Below are 22220 nucleotides of genomic sequence, written 5' to 3'. Positions count from 1 at the left end.
GATGAGCGGGATTTCCGAGGTCAGCGTCGAAAACCTCGCCGTCGAACGCGGCGGCAAACGCGTCATTCATGACATCTCCTTTTCGGTCGCGGCCGGCAAGGTGACGACCCTGCTCGGCGCCAATGGCGCCGGCAAGTCGAGCACGGTCATGGCCATGGCGGGCGTTCTGCCGCGCGGCGGAGCGGTGCGTCTGGGCGGCATCGCGCTCGAAGGTTTTGCGCCCGACCGCATCCGCCGAGCAGGCCTTGCGCTCGTTCCCGAGGGTCACCGTGTGCTGGGGCAACTGTCCGTGGAAGACAATATCCTCGTCGCCGCGCTCGAGCCTTCCACGGCGGCGCGCCGGCAGGCGCTGGAGCGCGCCTATGAGATTTTTCCCGAGCTTGTCGAGCGCCGGCGCCAATCGGCATCCGATCTCTCGGGCGGCCAGAAGCAGATGGTGGCGATGGCGCAGGCTTTCGTCGCAAAGCCGCGTTTCATGATCGTCGACGAGCTTTCGCTGGGCCTCGCGCCTGCCGTGGTCAAGCGCCTGGCTGAGGCACTGAAGATCGCCGCTGCCGGCGGCATCGGCGTGCTGCTGATCGAGCAATTCGCCAATCTCGCGCTGGATCTTGCCGACAAGGCCATCGTGCTGGAGCGCGGCCGCCTTGTCTTCGACGGACCCGCCGCGACGCTGAAAGCGCAGCCGGACATTCTCCACGGCGCCTATCTGGCGAGCTGAGGCGAGGGAGCCATCATGCGTTTTTCCGCCGATCACCGCCATGTCGACACCGCTCGGGGCCAAGAGTTCGCAGGGCTTGCCCGCACGCTGTTCGGCAATGTCAGGCTCGATTTCGGCACGGCCGACAAAGAGAAGAGTTCGATGCTCTCGGCCATGCTGGGAGCCTGCCGGCTGACGCGGCTGGAAGCCGATCGACACATCGTTTTCGGCGAGCGGGTTACGGCGGGGCCTGATGATCCCGATGCGATCAAGCTGATCCTGCAGACCGAGGGCAGCGCCTCGATCACCCAGGGGGGCTTGCACGCGCCGGTCTCCATCAATGCTCTTGTGATCTACGATCCGCGCCGTCCCTATGTGCTGACAAACAATACGCCGGTTCGCCAGCTGCTATTGCAACTGCCGCGGCAGGCATTGCCGGAGGCCGCCGTCGAACGGCTGGCGGCACCCTTCAGCGCGCATGCCGAGCATGACGGCATGTGCCGCATTCTGTTGTCGCTGATGGAATCGACCATGTATGAGATCGGCCATCTGGATGCGGCGCGGCGCTCAAGCGTCGGCCAGACCATGATCGACCTCGTCCGCACCATGATCGGCGAAGGTCCGGCCGGACAGGTCGTCAACCCGCTTGACCTGTTGCTGGCGCGCATCAAGGACTTCATCGCCCGAAATATCGACCAGCCGGATCTCACCATCGCCATGATCGCGCGGCGCATGGGCTGCTCGGTGCGTTACATCTATCGCGCATTCGAGGCTGAGCGGCTGACGCCCTCCGACTATATCTGGGACCTGCGGCTGCAACGGGCCGCGGCGAAGCTGCGCGAGGCCGGCGGCCACAGCGGCGAAATATCGGGGATCGCCTTTGCGCTCGGCTTTTCCTCCAGCGCGCATTTTTCGCGGGCTTTCCGCGCCCGCTACGCTGTCTCGCCGTCGCAATGGCGCAAGGCCGCGCTTTCCTGAGGCGGCCCGGCTTTGCGCCGGGCCGCCCGGATTCTATCGCATCGATTCAGCGACGCGCAGCGTATCGGTAAACTGCTCGAAGCGCCGGATCTTGCCGTCCGCCACGCGCCAAGCATGGACGACGCGGGCCTTGAAGGATTTGCCGGTCTGCCGGTGGGTGCCGCTATAGTCACCGATGGCGATGACGTCGTCGCCGGCATCGAGGAGGCGCTCCAGCTTGAAGGTATAGCCGTCGAATGTCTCGCCGAGCGCCTGGAAGACATTCTTGAAGATCGCCTGGGGGCCGACATAGGTGCCGGCGCAGGGAAAGCCGTCCATTTCGGTCCAGCGGCAGTCGGATGCGATGTCGGCCAGCATGCCGTTGATATCGCGGCGGTCGTTGGCGTCGTAATGCGCCTTCACGATGTCGAAAGCTCTTTTCATTGTCTTGTCCTCACACCGGTTCCTGGCCTGGCAGGTAATAGGTCATCGAGGCCTTGCGGATGAAGGCGCCGGCCGGGCTGTTCTGTATGCGTCCGTCACCGGCGATACCGAGAAATTTGCCGGTCGAGCGCATGTCGTCGAAATTATAGAAAAAGGTGGAAGCGACCGGGATTTTGAACTCCCGGAAGGTGAAGACGTACTGGTTCTCGTCGAATTTGTAGGTGGTCGTCAGATCGACGTCGCCGTGGCCGCGCTGGACACCGACCAGGCACTGCCAGGCGTAGCGCTCAGAGGAAAGGTACGTGTGTTCGTAGACGTGATTGGGGCTGTAGGTGAAATGCGCCCTGAGCCCGATGAGGTCGCGGCTTTCGGCCGGCGCCGGCCCGCCGGCGGCGGCGCCCTCGACGATGCCGGGCCGGAAGATCTGCGCCACCTGCGGCTCGCCGACGGCATCCTTCGCATCGCGGACGATGGAATAGATCGAAAGCGCTCGGCGGGTCTGAACATTGACGATCAGCGTTTCGGCTTCCTGCGGCCGGCCGGCAAAGACGATCTCGACGAAATAGGCATTCGACGCAACCTCGATCACCTCAGCCCTGTCGGTCGCGCTTTCCTTGCCGTCGGACCAGCGGACCTCACCCTTGCCGAAGGAAAGTTCGAGCCGACGACCATCGTCGAAGTTGACCCTATGGACAGAGCCGGCTAGCGCCTCCGTTGCCGGCAGCCGGTTGGTGTCGATGCCATAGGCGAATTCGTCGTAAGTCTTCCAATCCTTCGGCTTGTCGTTCATCGCTCTCTCCTCCTCATATCATTCCGCAAACGCAAGGGTCGGCAGGTCGACGGTGCCGGCGCCGCCATCGACGGTCAGGACGGCGCCGTTGATCATCGCCGCCTCAGCCGAGGCGAGAAAGCAGACCGCGCCGGCCACGTCGTTTGCGGTGGCCGGTCGGCCGAGCGGCACATCCTTGGTAACGAGCGCGTAGGCCTCGTCGATATTCCTGAGCTTGAATTTTTCGACCACGGCCTGCATCTGCTCGTCAGCCATCGCCGTCCTCACCCACCCCGGGCAGACCGTGTTGGTGCGCACGCCCTTGCGGCCGTAGTCGCGCGCCAGCGACTTCGCAAGCCCGATGCAACCGTGCTTCATCGTGACGTAACCAGCCGCATCCGGCCCGGCGAACAGCCCGGCGATCGACGCGAGAACGACGATATTGCCCTTGCTGCGGATCAGATGCGGTAGGCATTCGCGAGCGCTGACAAAGGCAGTGTTGAGGTTCAGCCGGATGGCGAGGTCCCAGGTCTCATCGGACATGCTGATCGTCGGCCCGACACCGTGGCCGCCGGCATTGGCAATCAGAATGTCGAGCCCGCCGAAGTCCTCGACGACCGTTTCGAGTGCTTCCCGCATCGCGGCGCCGTCAGCCGCATCGGCCGTGATGACGCTGGCGCCGATCTCATCGGCAACGGCGCGAAGCGGTTCGGGGCGCCGGCCGACGAGCGCGACATTGCCGCCTTCCCTACGGATGCGCCGGGCGACCGCAGCACCGATGCCGGTGCCGCCGCCGGTGATCAGCGCCGTCTTATTGCTGAAACGCATATCTCTTCCTCCTGGACCTTTCGATCATCATGGTCGAAAGGCCGGGAGGCGTCCTGTCCAGGCGTGCAGTCCGTTTTGACTGAGCGTGCAAAACGCTGCGGGATGCGTGAGGTCAGTAGACCTTCACGTCGCCCGCCGGCCTGGCCGCTTCGGCTTTGTGGAAGTCTTCGAGCAGCTTGGCCGTGGCATTGGCGAGCAGCATGACGTCGTTGCCGATCGCGACGAAGGTGGCGCCGAGTTCGAGGTAGCGCTTGGAGAGGGCGAGATCGCCGATCAGGATGCCGGCGGCCTTGCCGTGCGACTGGATCCTGGCAAGCGCGTTTTCGACTTCGGCCTGCACTTCGGGCGCGCCCGGTCGGCCGAGATAGCCCATGTCGGCGGCGAGATCGGAGGGGCCGATGAAGACGCCGTCGACGCCGTCGGTCGTGGCGATCGCGTCGAGCGCGGCTAGCCCGGCGCGGCTTTCGACCTGCAGCAGCAGGCAGATCTCGTCATTGGCGGTCTGGAGGTAGTCTGGAATGCGGTTGAAATCGGAGGCGCGGGCAAGGGCAGCACCGACGCCGCGCACACCCTGCGGCGGATAACGCACGGCGCGCACCATGGCTTCGGCCATCTCCCTGCTGTCGACCATCGGAATGAGCAGCGTCTGCGCGCCGATATCGAGCATCTGCTTGATGATCCAGGTTTCGCCGACCGGCGGGCGGATCACCGCATGGCTTGCCGATCCCTTCATCGCCTGCAGCTGCGAGGCGAGAAGCGGCACGTCGTTTGGCGCATGTTCGGCATCGAGCAGCAGCCAGTCGTAACCGGCGCCGGCGCAGATTTCGACCGTATAGGGGCTGGCGAGCGCCTGCCAGAGACCGATCTGCGCCCGCCCCTCTTTCAGGGCCTGCTTGAAGAGGTTCTTAGGCGCCGGCATGTCTTTGCTCCTTCATGCAAAATAGAGGCTGACCGAGCCGTAAGGGCCGAAATCGGCATGGATGGTGTCGCCGTGCCGCGCCTCGATCGGGCGGATGAATGAACCAGCCAGCACGATCTGTCCAGCCTCGATGCCATCGCCATATTGCGCCAGCCGGTTGGCGAGCCAGGCAACGCCGCGGGCAGGCTGGTTGAGGACGCCCGCCCCAAGCCCCGTCTCCTCGACTTCGGCATTGCGGCTGACGATCGCGCCCATCCAGCGCATGTCGATCTGGTCAGGCTTCACGGCGCGGCCGCCGGTGACGATGCCGGCATTGGCGGCATTGTCGGAAATCGTGTCGACGATGGTGCGCGCTTTCTTCGTATCGGGATCGACCCGGAGGATGCGCGTATCGAGGATTTCAAGCGCCGGCGTCACGTAGTCGGTGGCGTTCAAGACATCGAAGATCGAGACGTTTGGCCCTTTGAGTGGAGCCTTCATCACGAAGGCGATCTCGGCTTCGATGCGCGGCTGGATGAAACGGTCAGCCGGTACGGTCGCGCCGTCTTCGAAGACCATATCGTCGATGAGCACGCCGGAATCGGGGATGTCGATGTTGAGGGCATACTGCATCGCCTTCGATGTCAGCCCGATCTTCCAGCCGATCGGCTTGCGGCCGCCGGCGATCTTTTTCTTGACCCAGGCGGCTTGCACCGCATAGGCGTCGTCCATGTCCATGGCGGGATATTTCAGCGACAGGAGCCCGGTTTGGACACGCGTCCGCTCGGCCCGGTCGAGGCTTTCGGCGGCCGCCTGGATTTCGTCCTGCGACAGCATCAGAACCCCTCGTCGGCGATGGTGTTCTTCAGGATGCCGAGCCCGTCGGCCTCGATCTCGACGATGTCGCCGGGCTTCAGCCAGATCGGCGGATCGAAGCGGGCGCCGGCACCCGTCGGCGTTCCTGTGACGATGACGTCGCCGGGAAGGAGAGTGGTGAAGGTGGAGATGTAATTGATGATCTTGCGGAAGGAGAAGATCATCCGGCTGGTGCGGTCGCTCTGGCGCACCTCGCCGTTGACGCGGGTTTCGAGCTTGATGTCCTCGAGCTGGGCGGGGTCGGTGAAGGGGATCAGCCAGGGGCCGATCGCGCCGGTGCGATCGAAATTCTTGCCCTGGGTGACGTTGAATTTGGCATGGCGCACCCAGTCGCGGATCGTGCCTTCATTGCAGAGCGACAGGGCGGCGATGTGGGAGAGGGCATCCGCCTCGGCGATCCGCCGGCCGCCCTTGCCGATGACGATGACGATCTCGCCCTCATAATCGAGCTGCGGGCTTTCCGGCGGCCGGATCAGCGCTTTGCCATGGCCGGTGAAGGAACGGGGGAAACGGATGAAAAGCGAAGGGTTGGAGGGCGCTGTCTGTCCGTCCTTATATTCCTCGTTGCGGTCGGGGAAGTTGACCCCGACGCAGATGATCTTTTCCGGTGACGGAATGGGAATTTCGAAGCGGATATCGTCAAGCGCGAAATCCGTCTGCAATGATCTGCTCTCCTCGGCGAGCTGAACGAGGCGGCCCGCCTCGATCACCTCGCGAAGGCTCGCCCAGCTTGCGCCGTGGCGAGCCGACAGGTCGATGACGCCGCCCTCGACGGCAAGCCCATAGCCATGACGGCCGTTTCTGGAAAAGGAAAGGAATCGTGGATGGGTCATGCTTGTCTCGGGCCTTCTCTTGGCCTCAGGCGATACCGCCGAGGCAGACATATTTGATTTCGGTGAATTCCTCGATGCCGTATTTCGAGCCTTCGCGGCCGAGGCCGGAAAGCTTGACGCCGCCGAAGGGGGCTTCAGCCGTGGAGATCAGCCCGGTATTGACCCCGACCATGCCGTATTCCAGCGCCTCGGCGACCCGGAAGACCCGGGCGAGATCCTTGGCGTAGAAATAGGAGGCGAGACCGAATTCGGTGTCGTTGGCCTGGGCGATCACATCGGCTTCGTCCTTGAAGCGGAAGAGCGGCGCCACCGGCCCGAAGGTCTCTTCCCTGGCGACCGCCATGGCAGGGGTGACGTCGGCGAGCACTGTCGCCTCGTAGAAGCGCCCGCCGAGCGGGTGGCGATGGCCGCCGGCAACGACGCGACCGCCCTTGGACAGCGCATCGGCGACATGTTCCTCGACCTTGGCAAGCGCCGATTCGTCGATCAGCGGCCCGAGATTGATGCCTTCGTCGAAACCGTTGCCGGTCTTCAGCGCTCCGACCGCCTTCGAGAGCTTCTCGGCAAAGGCGTCATAAACGCCTTCCTGCACATAGAGACGGTTGGCGCAGACGCAGGTTTGGCCGTTGTTGCGGAATTTGGCGATCAGCGCGCCTTCGACCGCCGCATCGAGATCGGCATCGTCGAAGACGATGAAGGGCGCATTGCCGCCGAGCTCCAGTCCGAGCTTCTTGATGGTCGGCGCGCTCTGCCTGTAAAGCTCGGCGCCGACTTCGGTCGAGCCGGTGAAGGTCAGCTTGCGCACGACGGGGCTTGCGGTCATCTCGCCGCCGATGGCGCGCGCCGAACCTGTGAGAACGCTGAACAGGCCCTTGGGGAAACCGGCGCGCTCTGCCAGGATAGCGATGGCAATTGCCGAAAAGGGCGTCTGCGAGGCAGGCTTCAGCACCATGGCGCAGCCGGCGGCAAAGGCCGGTCCGGCTTTGCGGGTGATCATCGCGTTCGGGAAATTCCAGGGGGTGATGGCGGCAACGACGCCGATCGGCTGCTTCATGACAAGGATGCGCTTATCCTTCTGATGACCGGGAACGATGTCGCCGTAGAGACGCCGCGCCTCCTCGGCAAACCATTCGATGAAGCTCGCGCCATAAGCGATCTCGCCCTTGGCCTCGGCCAGCGGCTTGCCCTGTTCTGATGTCAGGATGCGGCCGAGATCGTCCTGGTTCGCCATCATCAGCTCGAACCAGCGCCTGAGGATGATCGACCGCTCCTTGGCTGTGCGGGCTGCCCATTCCTTCTGGGCAATCTCGGCCGCGGCAATCGCCGCCTTCGTCTCGGTCGCTCCCAGATTGGGAACGCGGCCGATAATCTCGCCGGTCGCCGGATTATCCACCGCGATCGCATTGTCGCCGGCCTCAATCCACTCGCCGCCGACCAACGCGGCCTGCCGGAACAATGTTGCGTCTTTCAATTCCATGACTCTATCCTCGCCAACGTTGAAAAGCGGGCGATTTCGCCCGCTTTCGGGTAAACGTTCAAGGCGCGATGATCGGCTGTGCCTTCAAATCAGGCTCGACCACATCAGCGCCGGCGAACAGGCTACCATGTTCGAACCAGGATTTGGGAGCCGGTGCGCCCCAAAGCGTCTGGCGCTGCGGATCCTTGAGGTCCCACTTGATCGGCTCGAGATCGGGATCGACCGTCTGGTAGTCCGAGCAGTAGATCTCGATGCGGTGGCCGTCGGGATCGAGGATATAGAGGAAGAAGGCGTTGGAGATGCCGTGGCGGCCCGGGCCGCGCTCGATGTTGGAGACCCAGCCGGTGGTCGCCATCAGGTCGAGCAGGTCGATGATGTTGAGCGGCGTCGGCACCCAGAAAGCGGTGTGGTGCAGACGCGGGCCGCGGCCGTTGGTGAAGGCGATGTCGTGCACGCCGCCCTTGCGGTGCGTCCAGGCGGCCCAGAGACGGCCGGTCTCGGCGTCCTCGGTATATTCGGTGACGCGGAAGCCAAGCTCGTTATAGAAGGCGACGCTCTCGTCGACATTCGGCGAGAAGCAGTTGAAGTGGTCGATGCGCAACGGCTTGACGCCCTTGTAGAACGCATATTTCTGATGGATCGGCGGCAGGCGATCCATCTTCGAATAGAATTCGAGCGGAATGCCGTGCGGATCGCGGGTGCGGAAGGTGCGCGCCTGATAGGGGCGCTCGATCCATTCCACAGGCAGGCCCTTGTCCTTGAAGAAATGGGCGGCCTTGTCGAGATCCTCGTCGCCGAAAACCTTGAAGCCGAGGTCGCGGGCTTCGGCCTTGGCGGATTTCTTCAGCACGATGCAGTGGTGGCCGCGTTCCTCCATTGCCCGCAGGTAAATCGTGTCGGCGCTCTCATCCGTCACCTGCAGGCCGAGCGTGTCGACATAAAAGGCGCGGGACTTGGCGAGATCGGTGACGCCGAGTTCCACATGGCTGAGGCGCACGATGTTGAAGGGTGGATAGAGATTGGGTGTCGGCAGGGGCATGGGTTCCTCCTCTTATGCGTGCTTATCTGTATTGACGGCTCAGCCGCCGAGTTTCTGGATGGCGTGCGGCCTGGTGGCGAAGGCGACGTTCTTGGTTTCCATGTAGAAATCGAAGGACCAATCGCCGCCGTCGCGGCCGATGCCTGAGTTCTTGACGCCGCCGAAGGGCGTCGGCAGGTGACGGACATTTTCCGAGTTTACCCAGATCATCCCGGCATCGAGATGGTCGGTGAAACGGAAGGCGCGGGTGACGTCGGAGGTCCAGAGATAGCCGGTCAGACCGTACTGGACGTCGTTGGCGAGCGCCAGCGCATCGGCTTCGTCCTTGAAGGGAATGGCGGTCAGTACCGGCCCGAAGATTTCCTCCTGGGCGATGCGCATTTTGTTGTCGGCGCCGGTAAACAGGGTGGGGGAGACATAGCAGCCGCCGCCCGGGCCATCGAATTTCTCGCCGCCGGCGGCAAGCGTTGCGCCCTCCGAGCGGCCGATCGCGATATATTCCAGCACCTTCTTTTCGTGCACGGGATGAATGAGCGGGCCGATGACCGTCTCGGGATCGAGGGGATGCCCGACCTTGATGCGCCTTGCCTTTTCGGCGACGAGCGCGGTGAACCGGTCATAGACGCTGTCTTCGACCAGCAGGCGCGAGGACGAGGTGCAGCGCTCGCCGTTCAGCGAATAGATCATGAAGACGGCAGCGTCGGCGGCGCGCTCGAAATCGGCATCGGCAAAGACGACGACCGGGTTTTTGCCGCCGAGTTCGAAATGCACGCGCTTCAGCGTGTCGGCGCCCTGTTTCATGATCATCGAGCCGGTGCGGCTCTCGCCGACGAAGCCGATCGCCTTGATCAGCGGATGTTCGGTCAGCGCCTTGCCGGCATCCTCGCCGAAGCCGTTGACCAGGTTCCACACGCCCTTGGGCAGACCGGCCTCTTCGGCGATTTCGACGAGCAGGCGGGCCGTCAGCGGCGAGAATTCGGCCGGCTTGTGGACGATGGTGCAGCCGGCGGCCAAGGCCGGCGCAATCTTCCAGGTCGACAGCATGAAGGGCGTGTTCCACGGCGTGATGATGCCGACCGGGCCGATCGGCACGCGCGTCGTCACGTTCACCTGGCCATCGGCGCGCAGCGCCTTGCCGTCCCGGGCCTCAGGCGCGCGATCGGCGAAAAAGCGGAAATTTTCCGCGCCGCGCAGCGCCGCCTTGGCCATGAATTTCAGCGACTGGCCGGTATCCATGCATTCGACGAAAGCAATCTCTTCGGCGCGCGCAACGATCGCATCGGCGATTTTGTGCAGCAGCTTCTTGCGCGCATCGCCCGGCATGGCGGCCCATTCGCCAAAGGCTGATTTGGCGGCTCTGGCGGCCCGGTCGATATCGGCGGTCGTGCCGCGGGCGACGGTGGCGAGCGGCTTCAGATCGACCGGCGAGAGGGTCTCGAAGGTGGCGCCGTCACCGCCTCTCACATCCTCGCCGCCGATACGGTTGAGGACGCCGCGCTCCTTGAAGCGGGCAAGATAGGTTTCGGCTTTTGCGATGTTTTCCTGCAATGTCGGCATCGTCGATTTTCCTGATGTTGTCTCGTCCGGCGAGACGGGTTTTGTCACTTGCCGCGCAGCCGCGGATGGATGGCGTTCTTCTTCCAGCTCAGCTCCGCATCGATCTCGCGGATCTCCAGCGACAGCGCGAAATGCGGCGTCTCGAAGAGCGGGCCGAGGATTTCCGTCGCCGCCGCAAAGATCGCTTCGCCGGTGCGCTTCTTCTCTTCGGCCGTGCGGCCCTTGCCGATGCGGAAATTCAGGTCGACGAAGGCGTTTTCGGCAAGCCGGTCGGCGATCGCATAGTGATCGGCGCGAAGGGCACGCACGCGCACCGCGCCGATTTCGAAAAGGCCGGTCTCCAGCACGGTCTTCAGCAATGTCTCACAGAGCGCGCCGATGTCGGCGCGGCCATCGAGATTGGCCGAATATTCGATGGTGAGATGTGGCATCCGTCCTCCCAAAGCCTGCGTTCCATTTCATTAACATGTTAAATATATCGAGCGCTGTCAAGCGTCTGTTGCAAAAAATTACTTAACATGTTTTCTTTCATCGACCGTCCGGGGAGGAAGGGGAGGGCATGAAGGGCAAGCAACCGCAGACGAGTGCGGGACAGATGCTGCAGGCCGCGACGCGCGTGGAGCATGATGCCTGCGAGCATGGCATGGCGATCAGCGGCTGGCAGCTCGAATGTCTTCAGCTGTCGGCAGGCCGCTTCGAGAGCCATTTGTTTCAAACTCGCTTCGAGCATGTTCAATTGATCCGCGAGCGCACCAACCGCGCCCTTTTGAAACGCGGCGCCGGTTGGGCCGGGTCGGTCGTGCTCAGCCTGCCGTTGGCCGCGTCGGGAGACGGCTGGACCGGCGGCCGGCCGATCGCCTACCCGTCCGGACTGCTTGCAGACGGACAGGACCTGCGGGAACTGCTGACACCCGTCGAACTCGACCTTGTCTGCATCGCACTCGATCGGCAGTGGTTTGCGCTGCAGGCAAACGCCCTCGGCCATGCCGCGCTGGCCGCGCGCCTCCGGCAGCGGGAAATATTGGTGATTCCGCCGTCTCGGCTCCACGCCTTGCAAGCATTGTTTCGGGATCTTTTCCGCGAGATTTCGCGACGGCCGGCGCTGCTCACCTTCGAAAACGCCCGCCGCGCGATTGAGGGGGCAATCATCGAGCATATCGTCGAAGCCTTGGCCGCATCGGTATCGGTCGAGCCGCGCGAGGACACGCCGCGCAAGACCACCGCCGATCAGGCGCGGGCGCTGGCGCTTGCCGACGCTTCGGAGACACTCGATATCGGCGGGATTTGCCGGCGGCTGAGCGTCAGCCGACGCCATCTGCAGAATTGCTTCCTAAGCTCTTACGGCCAGAGCGCGACCCATGTGCTGCGGGCCATCCGGCTCAATCGCGTGCGCCGCGAGCTTCGCGACCACGCCCAGCTCGGCGCCCGCGTCTCGATCGGCGATATCGCCGCCCGGTGGGGATTCTGGCACTGGAGCCGGTTTGCCGAAGATTATCGGAAGCACTTCGGCGAACTCCCCTCGGCAACGCTGCGCGACGGGAAAGGTCTGCCGGCATGGCAAAGTTTTCCGGCCGTGCCGAAAACGGATAACGCCTGGGGACGCTGATCCTCTAAAATCCCCGAACTGGTTCAGAAGAGACCAGCAGGGGAACCTTATCATGAAGACCAGCGCATATGGATGCGCCCTCGGCCTTGCCGCGGGTGCCGCGATTTTCAATGCCTTCTGTTTCGTACCCGGCGTCTTCGCCGCCGAGAACGGCGCGACGATCACGCCGTTCGGCGTCACCGACTTCGGCGCCGGCATGCTCCCGCCGTCAACGCCCTTCGGGACGGTCGGCGTCAGAGCAGCATACTATTCTGCCGACGTCGTGAAGAACGGCAGAGGCGACAGGATCGACAACGATTTCGACCTGACGGTCAAAACGATCGGTCTCGCCTACATCCACATGAGCGAGACCGAACTCTTCGGCGCCTCGGTCGGCTTCGGCACCATCATTCCGCTGATGGACATCAACGGCAGTCTCACGATACCGACGCCGGGCGGGCCGTTCACGCTGGCCGGCGAGGATTTCGCACTTGGCGATATTCAGGTCATGCCGTTGATGCTCCAGTGGAACGCACCACCCAATCTTTTCGTCAATGCGAGCCTGCAGATTCAGGCGCCGACGGGCTCTTATGACGTCAATGAGCCCTTCAACGTCGGCACCAACCATTGGGCGATCGCTCCTCTCGTCGGTCTTACCTATCTGACCGACGGCGGCTTTGAGATCTCCTCGCGAATCGAACTCAACTTCAACACCGAGAACCCGGATACGGACTATACGAGCGGCATCGAATATAAACAGGAATTTGCCGTCGGTCAGCATTTCGGTCCCTGGACCCTCGGGGCCGGCGGATATTTCTACCAGCAGCTCAGCGATGATACGGGACCGGCGGCCGGCGACGGCAATCGCGGACGCGTCATGGCTCTCGGACCCGCCATCAGCTTCTTTGAACCTGGCCTGCCGGTCATGAGCCTGCACGCCTACCGCGAATTTGCCGCCGAGAACCGGGCGGAAGGGGTCAATGTCGCCTTCCGCATCGGCATGGCTTTCTAGGGAGGTTGGGATGAGTCTTTCTTCTTTGCCCGGCATCGCCGGCCGTCAAGCCGGACCGAAACAGGGCCTGGTGATCCAGATCGCGAGCAGCCTGACGATCATGGGCGCCGTCATGATCGCGCCGATGCTGCCCAAGCTCGCGGCGGAATTTGCGCCAGCGTCGCCGCGGGCGGCCGAACTGGTTCCGCTCGTCGCCACCGGGCCGGCGCTTGCAATCGCGCTCTTTGCTCCGGCGGCCGGCCTCCTTGCCGATCGGTTCGGTCGCAAGACGATGCTGATCGTCGGCAGCCTTCTCTATGCCCTTTTTGGCTTTCTGCCGGCGATCCTCGATGATTTGAGCAGCCTGCTTGGCGCCCGCCTCGCCTTTGGTTGCGCCGAAGCGATCATCATGACCAGTTGCACGACCCTGATTGCCGACTACTGGACCGGCGAGGACCGCTCGCGTTACGTCAACCGTCAGGTGGTGACGATCGGCATCGTCGGCTCGATCTTTTTCGTGCTGGGAGGTGCCGTCGGCGAGACGAGCTGGCGCTACCCGTTCTATCTGTATCTGTTGCCGCTGCTTCTGCTTCCCTTCATCGTGAGAACGCTGTGGGAACCGGCGCGGCGCACCGAGCAGGACGTCCGGGAATATACGTTTTCGCGGGCAAAGATTGTCGGCGCCGTCACGGCTTCCTACGTGCTGGTCTTCATCGGTATGATCGCAAGCTTCATCGTGCCTGTCATGGCGCCCGGACTTCTGGTCGCGCTCGGCACCACCTCCTCGTCGCTCATCGGCCTTTGCACCGGCCTCGGTCTGTTGGCCACGCTTGCCGGTTCGCTCGCCTGGCCTGCTGCCCGCCGGCGTCTCGGCACTGCCGGCGTGAATGCCCTCCTGCTTTCGCTGCTGGCACTCGGCCTATGGCTGCTGACAAGTGCCGGAAGTTATGCCGCCGTCATGCTCGCAGTCGCGGTTCACGGTTTCGGCGCCGGCTTTCTGGTGCCGAACGCCATGCTGCCGCTGCTGCAGACGCTGCCCGCCCGCTACCGGGCACGCGGCGTCGGCGGCTTCACCTCAGCGCTCTATCTGGGGCAATTCGCAAGCCCGCTTATCATCCTGGCTTTCGCGCAGGGCTTCGGAGGGACGCCGGAGGGAATTCCCGCGGCGATCAACCTCTGGGCCGGCGTCGTTGTGGCCGCGGCATTCATCTGGGCCGGAGTCTGGTTCCTCCACCGCGAAAAGGGACGGCGGGCGCTCCCCTCCTGACGGCTCGACGCGGCCTTGCGCCGGCGCGTCACCGCGCCCCGGCGCATTTTTCATATCGAGGAAAGGTATTCAGCATGAACGACTTGTCATCTCTCGCGCCGCCTGATGGTCTTGCGCTCGCCGCAGCCATCCGCAGCGGCCGGCTTTCACGCCAGGGCGCTACCAGCGAGGCCGTTGCGCGCTTCCGCCGTGTCAATCCGGCCCTGAACGCAATCGTCGACGATCTCGGCGACGATGCGATTGCGGCCGTGGCAACCGCGCCGGATGGCGTTTTTGGCGGCGTGCCGACTGTGGTCAAAGATCTCTTCATGCCGGTTGCGGGCGCAAGAATGACCAACGGCTCGCTGATCTGCAGCGCCGCCATCGCCCCCTTCGATGCTGAGGTGGTGAGACGGGGCCGGACCACCGGCATTGCGATCCTCGCCACCACGACATCGCCGGAATTTGGCACCTCCTATACGACGGAAAGCCGCCTTTTCGGCAAGACCGCCAATCCTTGGTCGCTTGAACACACGGCCGGCGGCTCCAGCGGCGGATCGGCGGCGTTGGTGGCGGCCAGAGCCGTGCCTTTCGCCTTCGGCAATGACGGCGGCGGATCGTTGCGCGTCCCCGCCTCCTGCTGCGGCATATTCGGCCTGAAGCCATCCCGCGGCCGGGTGCCCATGGGACCGATGATCGGCGAAGGCTGGGCCGGCATGGGATGCAACAATATCATGTCGATTTCCGTGCGCGACAGCGCCGCAATGCTGGATGCCTTGAGCGGGATGGATACCGGCGCACCCTATGCCGCCCCCCACGATGCAGACAGCCTTCTCTCCTGCTGCGCGAAACGGCCGGCCGGCCTGCGCATCGGTCTTGTCACCCGGCTCGATCCATTCGAAACCAATGGCCAATGCCTGCAGGCGGTCGAGGATGCCGCCCGGCTTTGCGAGGAACTTGGTCATCAGGTCGAGACGACGACACTGCCGGTGGATGCGATCGAGTATTACGACACCGTCTTCACGATCATCGGTGCCCAAACGACAAGCTTTCTCAGCATGATCGAGGAGATGGGCGGACAGCCGGTCGACCATGGCGAGCTCGAGGCGCGCACGCGCATCATCCTGCGAGAAAAGGGCGGGGTTTCCGGCGCAAGCTATGCCGCGGCGGTGGATTACATCCACGCCTTCGGCCGCCGCATGGGCCGGCTGCTGGAGGATTACGACGTCCTGCTGTCACCGACGCTTGCCAAACCACCGCAACTGCTCGGCAGCTTCGACATGAAAGACCGCGAGACGCTGTCGGATCTGATCGAACGTTTCCACAGCTTCTCTCCCTTTACGTCGTTGTTCAATGCGAGCGGCCAGCCGGCCATGTCGGTGCCCCTCTGCTGGTCGCCGGAAGGACTGCCGGTCGGCGTGCATTTCGCCGCCGGCTTCGGTCGCGAAGCTCTGCTGTTTTCGCTCGCCGCCCAGCTGGAAGAAGCCCGCCCCTGGGCAGGATGCATCCCGCCCCTCAACGCGCTAACGCCATAAGGATGCGCTGAAACAGGATGTCATGAGAAAGCTGCGCACTTTCGGCATCATGCTCTAGCGAATTGCCGTAGCAAGCTCCTGCACTTCCTTGATGTAACGGGTCACGCGCCTTTGCGCGTCCGGCATATCCGGGCGGGCGCCGACCCAACCGATATAGGTGAGGCTTCTCAAGAGCAGGAAGAGCGGCAGCGTTTCGAGCGCCGCATCCGATAAGGGCCGCCGTCTGCGGTAGCCGGCAATGAGCGCGCTCCGGATCAGGTCGTAGCAGGGCTCGCGCCGGTTTCTGAGAAGCGCCGTGGCGATGTCGAACATGCGCCAGCCATAGCCCGCGTCGTCGAAATCAATGAGCTCGACGCCGTGGGCAGCGATCAGCACGTTTTCACGCACCAGGTCGGCGTGGATGAGCCCGTAGTCGAGTCCGGCCTGCTCGACCAATCTCAGTTTCTCGCCAAGAAGAAGGCGCAAATCCTCAAGCTGTGCTGCCGTTTCCGACGTCAATCCCGGGCAGTCCCAGAACCGGCCCCAGAGAGGGCTATCCCCGAGCAAACCATCGAAATCCCACGCCGGGCGGGTGAAGGATGCGGGCGGCGTCCATCGGTCGGAAATGGTGTGGAGTTCGGCCATCGCTTCACCGAGCCAGCCGAAAATCGTCTCGATTCGGTCGGGCGAATGGCAAAGCGGCGCGCCGGATTGGCCAAGTTCCTCGCCGCTCATCCAACTGACAATGTCGGCGTGCTGGCTCGCAAATGCCGGGGTGGCCGGCAAGCGCACGAGATTATTGCCGTCCAAGGCCGGGATCGGTGCAGGGACATGCAATCCGCCCGCTTCGAGCGCCGCCATCCACTGCAGCTCGGAGGCGAGGGCGCGGTCGTCGTGATATCCGGGCCGATGCAGCCGAAGGGCTGCGGGTTTACCATCGGCCAGGCGAACCTGAAACACCGCATTCTCGCGGAATTTCAGCAGTTTCGGTGTCTGGTCGGCCAGATCCCAAAGTTGAAGTGCTTGTTTCGCCCTTGCCGGAAGGGCTTCCGTCAGCCCTGCGATTTCGTCTTCGCGCATCGAGCCGCTCACAGGCCCGACAGCACGTCGTCGAAGACCGACAACATCAGATCGGCATTTTCCCGGGAGAAGGGCATCGGCGGGCGGATCTTGGTGGCGCATTGGTGGATGCCGATCTTGCCCATCAGCACGCCGCGCTGGCGCATCTCGTTGACCATGCGGCTCGCCTCTGCGACGGCCGGCTCCTTCGTCGCGCGGTCCAGCACGAATTCCATGCCCATGAACAGCCCGCTGCCGCGCACGTCGCCGATGATCGCATGTTTCTGCGCCAGCCGCTTGAAGGCGTCGCGGGTGTATTCGCCGACGGCGCGGGCGTTCTCGATCAGCTTCTCATCCTCGATCACGTCGAGCACCGCCATGGCGGCGGCGCAGGAAACGGGATTGCCGCCGAAGGTATTGAAATAGCGGAAGGCCTTGCGGAAGGCGTTCAGCACATCGGCATTGGCAACGACGCCGCCGACCGGATGGCCGTTGGCCATCGGCTTGCCGAGCGTCACGATATCGGGAACGATGCCGGCGCGCTGATGGCCCCACATATCAGAGCCGGTGCGGCCGAAACCAGGCTGGACCTCGTCGGTGATGACGAGGCCGCCGGCCTTGCGCACAGCCGCTACCGTCTTGTCCAGGAAGCCCTGCGGCAGATCCGGAAAGCCTTCATTGGCGAAGAACGGATCGATGATCAGTGCCGAAAACCCATGCGGGCTTTCCTGCAGCGAGGTGATCGCCGCCTCGACCGCGGCCGCAAAGGCTGCGGCAAAGGCCTCTCCGCTTTCACCGCCGAGCGGGCGGTAGCTGTCGGGCGCCGGCACATGGCGGACATGACCGCCGAAGCCGCCGACCGGCGGCATGCGGGTCGAGAGCTGCGACACGGCGGCGGTATTGCCATGATAGGTATGGTTGGTGGCAATCACCCCGGTCTTGCCGGTGACGGCCTGCGCCATGCGCAGCGCCACATCGTTCGCCTCGCTGCCGGTGCAGGTCAGGATCGCAGAGTCGAGGCTGCTGTCGAAGGTCGCGGTCAGGCGTTCGACATAATCGAGAATGCCTTCATGCAGATAACGCGTATGGGTGTTCAGCGTCGACGCCTGCCGGGTGATCGCCTCGACCACGCGCGGATGGCAATGGCCGACATGCGGCACGTTGTTATAGCAATCGAGATAGCGCCGGCCGTCGGCATCCCAGAGCCAGACGCCTTCGCCGCGCACCAGATGCACGGGCTCGTCATAGAAAAGCGACATGTTGCGGCCGAGAAGCCGGTCGCGGCGCGCGATCAGGGCAGCGTTGTCGGACATGATCAGACTCCCGCCGCGGCAAGGCCGGCGTCGAGCGCCGTCAGGATCGTTTGCACGTCCCCTGCCGTGACGATCAGCGGCGGCGACATGATGACATTGGCGCCGGAAGTGCGCACCAGCGCGCCGGCCTCATAAGCGACATCCTGTACCTTCTGCATCACATCCTTCGATGCGGCGCTTTTCTTCTCCCGGTTGCTGACGAGTTCGAGCGCGCACATCAGGCCCTTGCCGCGCACGTCGCCGATCAGCTCATGCCTGTCCTGCAGCTTCTTCAAGCCGGCGATGAGTTCCTCTCCGCGGACGGCGGCATTGGCGGCGACGTTGAGCCGCTTCGTCTCCTTCAAGGTCGCAAGCGCGGCCGCCGCGCCGGTGGGATGACCGGAATAGGTATAGCCGTGACCGATGCTGCCGAACGCGCCCTTGCTGCCTTCGAACACTTCCGCCACCTTGTCGGAAATCATGACGGCCCCAAAGGGGAAATAGCCGTTGGTGATCGCCTTGGCGGTCGACATCAGATCCGGTTTGACACCCCACAGGCGCGATCCCGTCCAGGCGCCGGTGCGGCCGAAGGCGGTGATGACTTCGTCGGCGATCAGCAGGATGCCATGGCGGTCGCAGATCTGGCGCATCAACGGCAGGAAGGTCTCATGCGGGACGATGACACCGCCGGCGCCGAGCACTGGCTCGACGATCAGGGCGGCGATGGTGTCGGCGCCCTGGAAGGCGATCTCGTCTTCGAACAGCCGGCCGATGGCGGCCGCGATCTCTGCATCATCGGTGGTGCCGAACGGGTTGCGGTAAGCGAGAGGCGCCGGCAGATGGAAAACGCCGGGAAGCAGCGGCTCGTAATTGCGCCGGAAATTCTGGTTGCCGTTGACGGAGGCGCCGCCGAAATGCGTGCCGTGATAGCCCTTCTTCAGCGCGACGAATTTGGTGCGCTCCGGCTGTCCGTTGATCTTGTGGTACTGGCGAGCCAGCCGCAGGCAGGTCTCGACCGAATCCGAGCCGCCCGAGGTGAAGAACGAGCGGCTCAATCCGTCCGGCCTGAACCATTCCGCAAGCTCGTAGGAGAGCTCGATCAGCGGTGAATTGGTGGTGCCGCGGAATGTCGAATAATAGGGCAGCTCGTCGAGCTGGTCGCGGATCGCCTTCTTCACCGGCTCGCAGGAATAACCGAGATTGACGTTCCACAGACCGCCCACCGCATCCAGCACCTTCTTGCCCTGGATATCGACGATTTCGACGCCTTCGCCCGCAGTGATTACGCGTGGCGGCTGGGCCTGCATTTCGGCCGGATGAGCCATCGGGTGCCACATGTGGCGGGCGTTGTTCTCGATTATGAAATTGGTTTCACGCATCTCGATTCCCCTCGGGTTTCACAGGCCCAGCATCGCAAGGGCGCGGGCATAGCTTTCGGCAGGCCGGGTGACGTCGAAATGCACATGCGGCAATCCGACGGCTTCGGCGCCTTCGATGTTCTTCTTCTGGTCGTCGACGAAAACGCAGGCTTCACGCGGCAGGCCGAGTTCGGAAAGCACCTGCTCATAGGCGCGCGGATCGGGCTTCAGGATCTTGGTGTAGGTGGCGTCGACGATGACGTCGAAGAGGTCGATCAGCGGGAAACGCTGGCGGAATTCGACGCCGTAGAAAAGATCGAGTTCGTTCGACAGGATCGCAAGCTTCAGTCCTGCGTCCTTGGCTCGCAGTATGGCATCGCGGGCCTCCGGCCGCAGCACCAGCTCGGGTTCGGCGCCGCGGGCACGGCGCACGAAGGTCTGCATATCGGCCCAGTTCTCGCCGACCATCCCGCCGATCTCGGCGGCGCGCGTCAGCCAGTAATCGCGTTCGGTGATCTCGCGGTTCTGCATGGCCACCCAGAGCGGGTCGGTCGCGGTGTCGAACGGCCCAAGCCAGGTGAGCGAGCCTGGCGGAAGGCCGAGCGTGCGCTCGGTGATCTCATGCGTCTCGAACAGGGTGCGGGTGACGACGCCGCCGAAATCGAGGATGAGGGCGCGTTCGCTCGTCATGGCCGTCCTTCCGGAATGATGCCCTCGGCCACCCAGCCGTCGAAAACGGCAAGGGCTGCGGCCGCAAAGTCGGGAGAATTGATGTGGGCGTCGACTTCCTGGAAGGTGACGGACGGCGGAACGGCGCGGCGCATTTCGTCGAGGAAGGCGGCGAGGCCTTCCGGATCATGCAGCGGCTCGTCCGGCTTGTCCCATTCCTGCAGCCCTTCGGTCGGCAGCAGGAAGGCGACCTTGGCGTCGGCCCGTTCCAGCTTTCGTCCGATTAGCCGGGCCACGTCCCGCCGGCCTTCCGGCGAGGTCGTCACCGATCCGATCAGCCGGTTATGCGCATGGTAGGGACGGTCGGCGAAGATATCAGGCAGCGTCTGCCAGGCCTGGAGATCGACCATGTCGACGGCGCCGGGGGCGACGATCTGCGGAATGCCGGCGCGGCCGGCATTTTCCAGCCTGTCCGGCCCCGAGGTCACCACCGTGCCGTAATGATGATTGCTGACCTCCTGGATGCAGAAATCGAAGACGGCGGCAAAGCCTGACTGCGCGGCAATGGCCTCGAAGGCGCGGCCGCCCATGCCGGTGGAATGAAAGACGGCGACGTCATAGCCGCGCTTTTCCAGCTCGGGCCGCAGATACTTCATATATTTCAGGCAGGAGGAACCGAGCGAGGTCATGCCGATCAGCGGGCGGGCGCGATCGGGTCTGGTTCCGTGCCTTGCGGCACCGACGACCGCGCCGCAGGCCTGCGACAGCGCCGAGCGGCAGATGCTGTTGAGGCCGTAGAGGCCGCCGGCCCAGAGGATCATCATCAGGTCGGGGGCGATGCGTTCCGGCGGAATCAGGTGGGAATAGGCGATGGTCGAGACCACGAATTTCGGCACGCCGAGCGGCAGCACGGCGGCAACGTCGAGGGCGAGATCCGTGCCCATCGAGCCGCCGAGCACGATGATGCCATCGACAAGCCCGTCCTCGTAAAGCCGGCGGGTCAGCGCTGCCGCACCCGTGGCCATGGCGGCCATGGCACTGTTTTCGTCGCCGCTTTCAGTAATCGCCGCAATCGAGGTCGCGGCCGCCTTGGCGATGTCGTGCTTGGAATGGTCGGGAACATAGGGCGGATCGCCGAGAATGCTGACATCGACCATCACAGGCCGGCCGCCGGCTTCTTCAATGACCGACGCCATGAATTGCAGTTCGTCGCATTTCGTATCACCGGTTCCGATGACAAGTATCTTTGGCGAGGGAGCCGCAGGGCTCATCAATCTCTCCTCCTGGTTTTTGGACTGGTTCCCGCGAGCCTTTCCGACCCGTAGTATTTTTCTGAAATTCCGTCGGCGGCAGCGATGGCCTGCGTGCCGAATTCGTGAATGGCGGTCTTGGTGGTGCGCGAGAGCGGGGCGGCGACGGCCACACAGCCGATTGGCCGACCATCCGGCGCACGCACCGGTGCCGCGGCACTGATAACACCGGCTTCGAGGCCCTGATGGCTGATGGAAAAGCCACGCACGGCCGTTTCGTCGAGCAGACCGCGGACCATCTGTGGGTCGACGACGGTATGGTCGGTGAATTTTTCGAGTGGCTTGTGAAGCGCCGCATCGATCTCAGCTGGCGGGCAGAAGGCGAGGAAGGCGAGGCCGGATGCGGTGGCGTGGAAGGGCAGGATGCTGCCGACATCGACGATGATCCGGTGCGCCCGCGGCGGATCTTCCACATGAATGGTCGATAGCCTGCCGCCGGAGAATTCGGAAAGATGCACCGTCTCCGCCGAGGATTCGGCAAGTGTCCTGATGAAGGGGACGGCGACCCGCAGGAAGGGATAGCGGGCCTCGCGGATGCGGGCGAGCCGAACCGGCGCCGAGCCGATCCGGTAGCGGCGGTTGTCGGGATCCTGCTCCACGAAACCGTGTTTTTCCAACTCCACCAGAAAACGCCGGGCCGTCGCCTTGTCGAGCGAACACAGGCGGGCGATGTCGGTCAGCCCCACCTCCTTGTCCAGCCGTGACAGGGTGTCCAGCAATGAAAGCGCCTTTCCGATTGTGCTCATCGTTCTTCCTCTCGGGGAGTAGGGTTCATGTCCGGCTTGTCGCATCCGGCTTTACGCCATCCGCCAAATCAGCCC

The 22220-nt window shown here is 63.7% G+C and carries 22 protein-coding genes; 6 read left to right on the top strand and 16 right to left on the bottom strand.

Going from position 1 to position 22220, the window contains the following annotated elements:
• Nucleotide 1: 1 nt before the first annotated feature.
• Entirely contained in the window at nucleotides 2-718 is a 717-nt protein-coding gene (locus AMK05_RS22995) for an ABC transporter ATP-binding protein (protein WP_064841621.1), read from the top strand.
• A gap of 15 nt (nucleotides 719-733) precedes the next feature.
• Entirely contained in the window at nucleotides 734-1675 is a 942-nt protein-coding gene (locus AMK05_RS22990; RefSeq protein ID WP_064841620.1) for a helix-turn-helix domain-containing protein, read from the top strand.
• Between the two features lie 33 nt (nucleotides 1676-1708).
• On the opposite strand, the gene AMK05_RS22985 is transcribed toward AMK05_RS22990, so the two are convergent.
• From AMK05_RS22985 to AMK05_RS22940, 10 genes are all read right to left on the bottom strand, one after another.
• Nucleotides 1709-2098, bottom strand: coding sequence for a nuclear transport factor 2 family protein (locus AMK05_RS22985; protein ID WP_064841619.1), 390 nt, complete (start codon nucleotides 2096-2098; stop codon nucleotides 1709-1711).
• A 10-nt stretch (nucleotides 2099-2108) separates the two neighbouring features.
• A complete protein-coding gene (locus tag AMK05_RS22980) occupies nucleotides 2109-2888 on the bottom strand; it encodes a MoaF C-terminal domain-containing protein (RefSeq protein ID WP_064841618.1) in 780 nt (259 codons plus the stop codon).
• A gap of 18 nt (nucleotides 2889-2906) precedes the next feature.
• Nucleotides 2907-3695 carry an SDR family NAD(P)-dependent oxidoreductase gene (locus AMK05_RS22975; RefSeq protein WP_064841617.1) on the bottom strand — a complete coding sequence of 263 codons (789 nt, stop codon included), beginning with the start codon at nucleotides 3693-3695 and terminating at the stop codon, nucleotides 2907-2909.
• Between the two features lie 112 nt (nucleotides 3696-3807).
• Nucleotides 3808-4614: a 4-hydroxy-2-oxoheptanedioate aldolase gene (gene hpaI, locus AMK05_RS22970; protein WP_064841616.1), complete on the bottom strand. Its 807-nt coding sequence runs from the start codon at nucleotides 4612-4614 to the stop codon at nucleotides 3808-3810.
• Nucleotides 4615-4626: 12 nt separating this feature from the next.
• A complete protein-coding gene (hpaH, locus tag AMK05_RS22965; RefSeq protein WP_064841615.1) occupies nucleotides 4627-5430 on the bottom strand; it encodes a 2-oxo-hept-4-ene-1,7-dioate hydratase in 804 nt (267 codons plus the stop codon).
• On the bottom strand, nucleotides 5430-6302 hold the full coding sequence (locus AMK05_RS22960; protein WP_064841769.1) for a fumarylacetoacetate hydrolase family protein: 873 nt from the start codon (nucleotides 6300-6302) through the stop codon (nucleotides 5430-5432). The genes hpaH and AMK05_RS22960 overlap by 1 nt, the downstream gene beginning before the upstream one ends.
• Nucleotides 6303-6327: 25 nt before the next feature.
• On the bottom strand, nucleotides 6328-7779 hold the full coding sequence (gene gabD / locus AMK05_RS22955) for an NADP-dependent succinate-semialdehyde dehydrogenase (RefSeq protein ID WP_064841614.1): 1452 nt from the start codon (nucleotides 7777-7779) through the stop codon (nucleotides 6328-6330).
• 58 nt (nucleotides 7780-7837) lie between these two features.
• Nucleotides 7838-8818 carry a 3,4-dihydroxyphenylacetate 2,3-dioxygenase gene (gene hpaD, locus AMK05_RS22950; RefSeq protein WP_064841613.1) on the bottom strand — a complete coding sequence of 327 codons (981 nt, stop codon included), beginning with the start codon at nucleotides 8816-8818 and terminating at the stop codon, nucleotides 7838-7840.
• Between the two features lie 39 nt (nucleotides 8819-8857).
• Nucleotides 8858-10375 carry a 5-carboxymethyl-2-hydroxymuconate semialdehyde dehydrogenase gene (gene hpaE, locus AMK05_RS22945; RefSeq protein WP_064841612.1) on the bottom strand — a complete coding sequence of 506 codons (1518 nt, stop codon included), beginning with the start codon at nucleotides 10373-10375 and terminating at the stop codon, nucleotides 8858-8860.
• 44 nt (nucleotides 10376-10419) lie between these two features.
• Nucleotides 10420-10806: a 5-carboxymethyl-2-hydroxymuconate Delta-isomerase gene (locus AMK05_RS22940; RefSeq protein ID WP_064841611.1), complete on the bottom strand. Its 387-nt coding sequence runs from the start codon at nucleotides 10804-10806 to the stop codon at nucleotides 10420-10422.
• Between the two features lie 128 nt (nucleotides 10807-10934).
• On the opposite strand from AMK05_RS22940, the gene AMK05_RS22935 reads away from it, so the two are divergent.
• The 4 genes from AMK05_RS22935 to AMK05_RS22920 all read left to right on the top strand — a co-directional run bounded on the left by AMK05_RS22935 (nucleotide 10935) and on the right by AMK05_RS22920 (nucleotide 15732).
• Complete coding sequence (locus AMK05_RS22935; protein WP_064841610.1) at nucleotides 10935-11981, top strand: helix-turn-helix domain-containing protein; 1047 nt, start codon at nucleotides 10935-10937, stop codon at nucleotides 11979-11981.
• Between the two features lie 52 nt (nucleotides 11982-12033).
• Complete coding sequence (locus tag AMK05_RS22930) at nucleotides 12034-12972, top strand: SphA family protein (RefSeq protein WP_082935725.1); 939 nt, start codon at nucleotides 12034-12036, stop codon at nucleotides 12970-12972.
• 10 nt (nucleotides 12973-12982) lie between these two features.
• On the top strand, nucleotides 12983-14218 hold the full coding sequence (locus tag AMK05_RS22925; protein ID WP_064841609.1) for an MFS transporter: 1236 nt from the start codon (nucleotides 12983-12985) through the stop codon (nucleotides 14216-14218).
• 74 nt (nucleotides 14219-14292) lie between these two features.
• The gene (locus AMK05_RS22920) at nucleotides 14293-15732 is read left to right on the top strand and encodes an amidase (protein WP_064841608.1); all 1440 of its coding nucleotides are present in this window, start codon (nucleotides 14293-14295) and stop codon (nucleotides 15730-15732) included.
• A gap of 54 nt (nucleotides 15733-15786) precedes the next feature.
• Here AMK05_RS22920 and AMK05_RS22915 read toward each other — a convergent pair whose 3' ends face one another.
• The 6 genes from AMK05_RS22915 to AMK05_RS22890 are packed head-to-tail and all read right to left on the bottom strand — an operon-like array spanning nucleotide 15787 to nucleotide 22145.
• On the bottom strand, nucleotides 15787-16791 hold the full coding sequence (locus AMK05_RS22915) for a phosphotransferase enzyme family protein (RefSeq protein WP_064841607.1): 1005 nt from the start codon (nucleotides 16789-16791) through the stop codon (nucleotides 15787-15789).
• Nucleotides 16792-16799: 8 nt separating this feature from the next.
• On the bottom strand, nucleotides 16800-18083 hold the full coding sequence (locus AMK05_RS22910) for an aspartate aminotransferase family protein (protein ID WP_064841606.1): 1284 nt from the start codon (nucleotides 18081-18083) through the stop codon (nucleotides 16800-16802).
• A gap of 2 nt (nucleotides 18084-18085) precedes the next feature.
• On the bottom strand, nucleotides 18086-19441 hold the full coding sequence (locus AMK05_RS22905; protein WP_064841605.1) for an aspartate aminotransferase family protein: 1356 nt from the start codon (nucleotides 19439-19441) through the stop codon (nucleotides 18086-18088).
• An 18-nt stretch (nucleotides 19442-19459) separates the two neighbouring features.
• On the bottom strand, nucleotides 19460-20110 hold the full coding sequence (locus tag AMK05_RS22900) for an HAD family hydrolase (RefSeq protein WP_064841604.1): 651 nt from the start codon (nucleotides 20108-20110) through the stop codon (nucleotides 19460-19462).
• Nucleotides 20107-21360 carry a Tm-1-like ATP-binding domain-containing protein gene (locus AMK05_RS22895; RefSeq protein WP_064841603.1) on the bottom strand — a complete coding sequence of 418 codons (1254 nt, stop codon included), beginning with the start codon at nucleotides 21358-21360 and terminating at the stop codon, nucleotides 20107-20109. Before AMK05_RS22895 ends, AMK05_RS22900 begins: the two co-directional genes overlap by 4 nt.
• Nucleotides 21360-22145, bottom strand: a complete 786-nt coding sequence (locus AMK05_RS22890; RefSeq protein ID WP_064841602.1) for an IclR family transcriptional regulator — start codon at nucleotides 22143-22145, stop codon at nucleotides 21360-21362. The genes AMK05_RS22895 and AMK05_RS22890 overlap by 1 nt, the downstream gene beginning before the upstream one ends.
• Nucleotides 22146-22220: the final 75 nt, after the last annotated feature.

Source organism: Rhizobium sp. N324 (assembly GCF_001664485.1).
Taxonomy (GTDB): Bacteria; Pseudomonadota; Alphaproteobacteria; order Rhizobiales; family Rhizobiaceae; genus Rhizobium.
This window is presented reverse-complemented; position numbering and strand designations above follow the sequence as displayed.

Coding starts and splice junctions, on each gene's coding strand:
- hpaD (WP_064841613.1), bottom strand. CDS start 8,818: ATGCCCCTGCCGACACCCAATCTCTATCCACCCTTCAACATCGTGCGC.
- AMK05_RS22895 (WP_064841603.1), bottom strand. CDS start 21,360: ATGAGCCCTGCGGCTCCCTCGCCAAAGATACTTGTCATCGGAACCGGT.
- AMK05_RS22910 (WP_064841606.1), bottom strand. CDS start 18,083: ATGTCCGACAACGCTGCCCTGATCGCGCGCCGCGACCGGCTTCTCGGC.
- AMK05_RS22920 (WP_064841608.1), top strand. CDS start 14,293: ATGAACGACTTGTCATCTCTCGCGCCGCCTGATGGTCTTGCGCTCGCC.
- hpaH (WP_064841615.1), bottom strand. CDS start 5,430: ATGCTGTCGCAGGACGAAATCCAGGCGGCCGCCGAAAGCCTCGACCGG.
- AMK05_RS22890 (WP_064841602.1), bottom strand. CDS start 22,145: ATGAGCACAATCGGAAAGGCGCTTTCATTGCTGGACACCCTGTCACGG.
- AMK05_RS22975 (WP_064841617.1), bottom strand. CDS start 3,695: ATGCGTTTCAGCAATAAGACGGCGCTGATCACCGGCGGCGGCACCGGC.
- AMK05_RS22930 (WP_082935725.1), top strand. CDS start 12,034: ATGAAGACCAGCGCATATGGATGCGCCCTCGGCCTTGCCGCGGGTGCC.
- AMK05_RS22980 (WP_064841618.1), bottom strand. CDS start 2,888: ATGAACGACAAGCCGAAGGATTGGAAGACTTACGACGAATTCGCCTAT.
- AMK05_RS22935 (WP_064841610.1), top strand. CDS start 10,935: ATGAAGGGCAAGCAACCGCAGACGAGTGCGGGACAGATGCTGCAGGCC.
- AMK05_RS22905 (WP_064841605.1), bottom strand. CDS start 19,441: ATGCGTGAAACCAATTTCATAATCGAGAACAACGCCCGCCACATGTGG.
- AMK05_RS22940 (WP_064841611.1), bottom strand. CDS start 10,806: ATGCCACATCTCACCATCGAATATTCGGCCAATCTCGATGGCCGCGCC.
- hpaE (WP_064841612.1), bottom strand. CDS start 10,375: ATGCCGACATTGCAGGAAAACATCGCAAAAGCCGAAACCTATCTTGCC.
- AMK05_RS22990 (WP_064841620.1), top strand. CDS start 734: ATGCGTTTTTCCGCCGATCACCGCCATGTCGACACCGCTCGGGGCCAA.
- AMK05_RS22925 (WP_064841609.1), top strand. CDS start 12,983: ATGAGTCTTTCTTCTTTGCCCGGCATCGCCGGCCGTCAAGCCGGACCG.
- AMK05_RS22995 (WP_064841621.1), top strand. CDS start 2: ATGAGCGGGATTTCCGAGGTCAGCGTCGAAAACCTCGCCGTCGAACGC.
- AMK05_RS22985 (WP_064841619.1), bottom strand. CDS start 2,098: ATGAAAAGAGCTTTCGACATCGTGAAGGCGCATTACGACGCCAACGAC.
- AMK05_RS22960 (WP_064841769.1), bottom strand. CDS start 6,302: ATGACCCATCCACGATTCCTTTCCTTTTCCAGAAACGGCCGTCATGGC.
- hpaI (WP_064841616.1), bottom strand. CDS start 4,614: ATGCCGGCGCCTAAGAACCTCTTCAAGCAGGCCCTGAAAGAGGGGCGG.
- AMK05_RS22900 (WP_064841604.1), bottom strand. CDS start 20,110: ATGACGAGCGAACGCGCCCTCATCCTCGATTTCGGCGGCGTCGTCACC.
- gabD (WP_064841614.1), bottom strand. CDS start 7,779: ATGGAATTGAAAGACGCAACATTGTTCCGGCAGGCCGCGTTGGTCGGC.
- AMK05_RS22915 (WP_064841607.1), bottom strand. CDS start 16,791: ATGCGCGAAGACGAAATCGCAGGGCTGACGGAAGCCCTTCCGGCAAGG.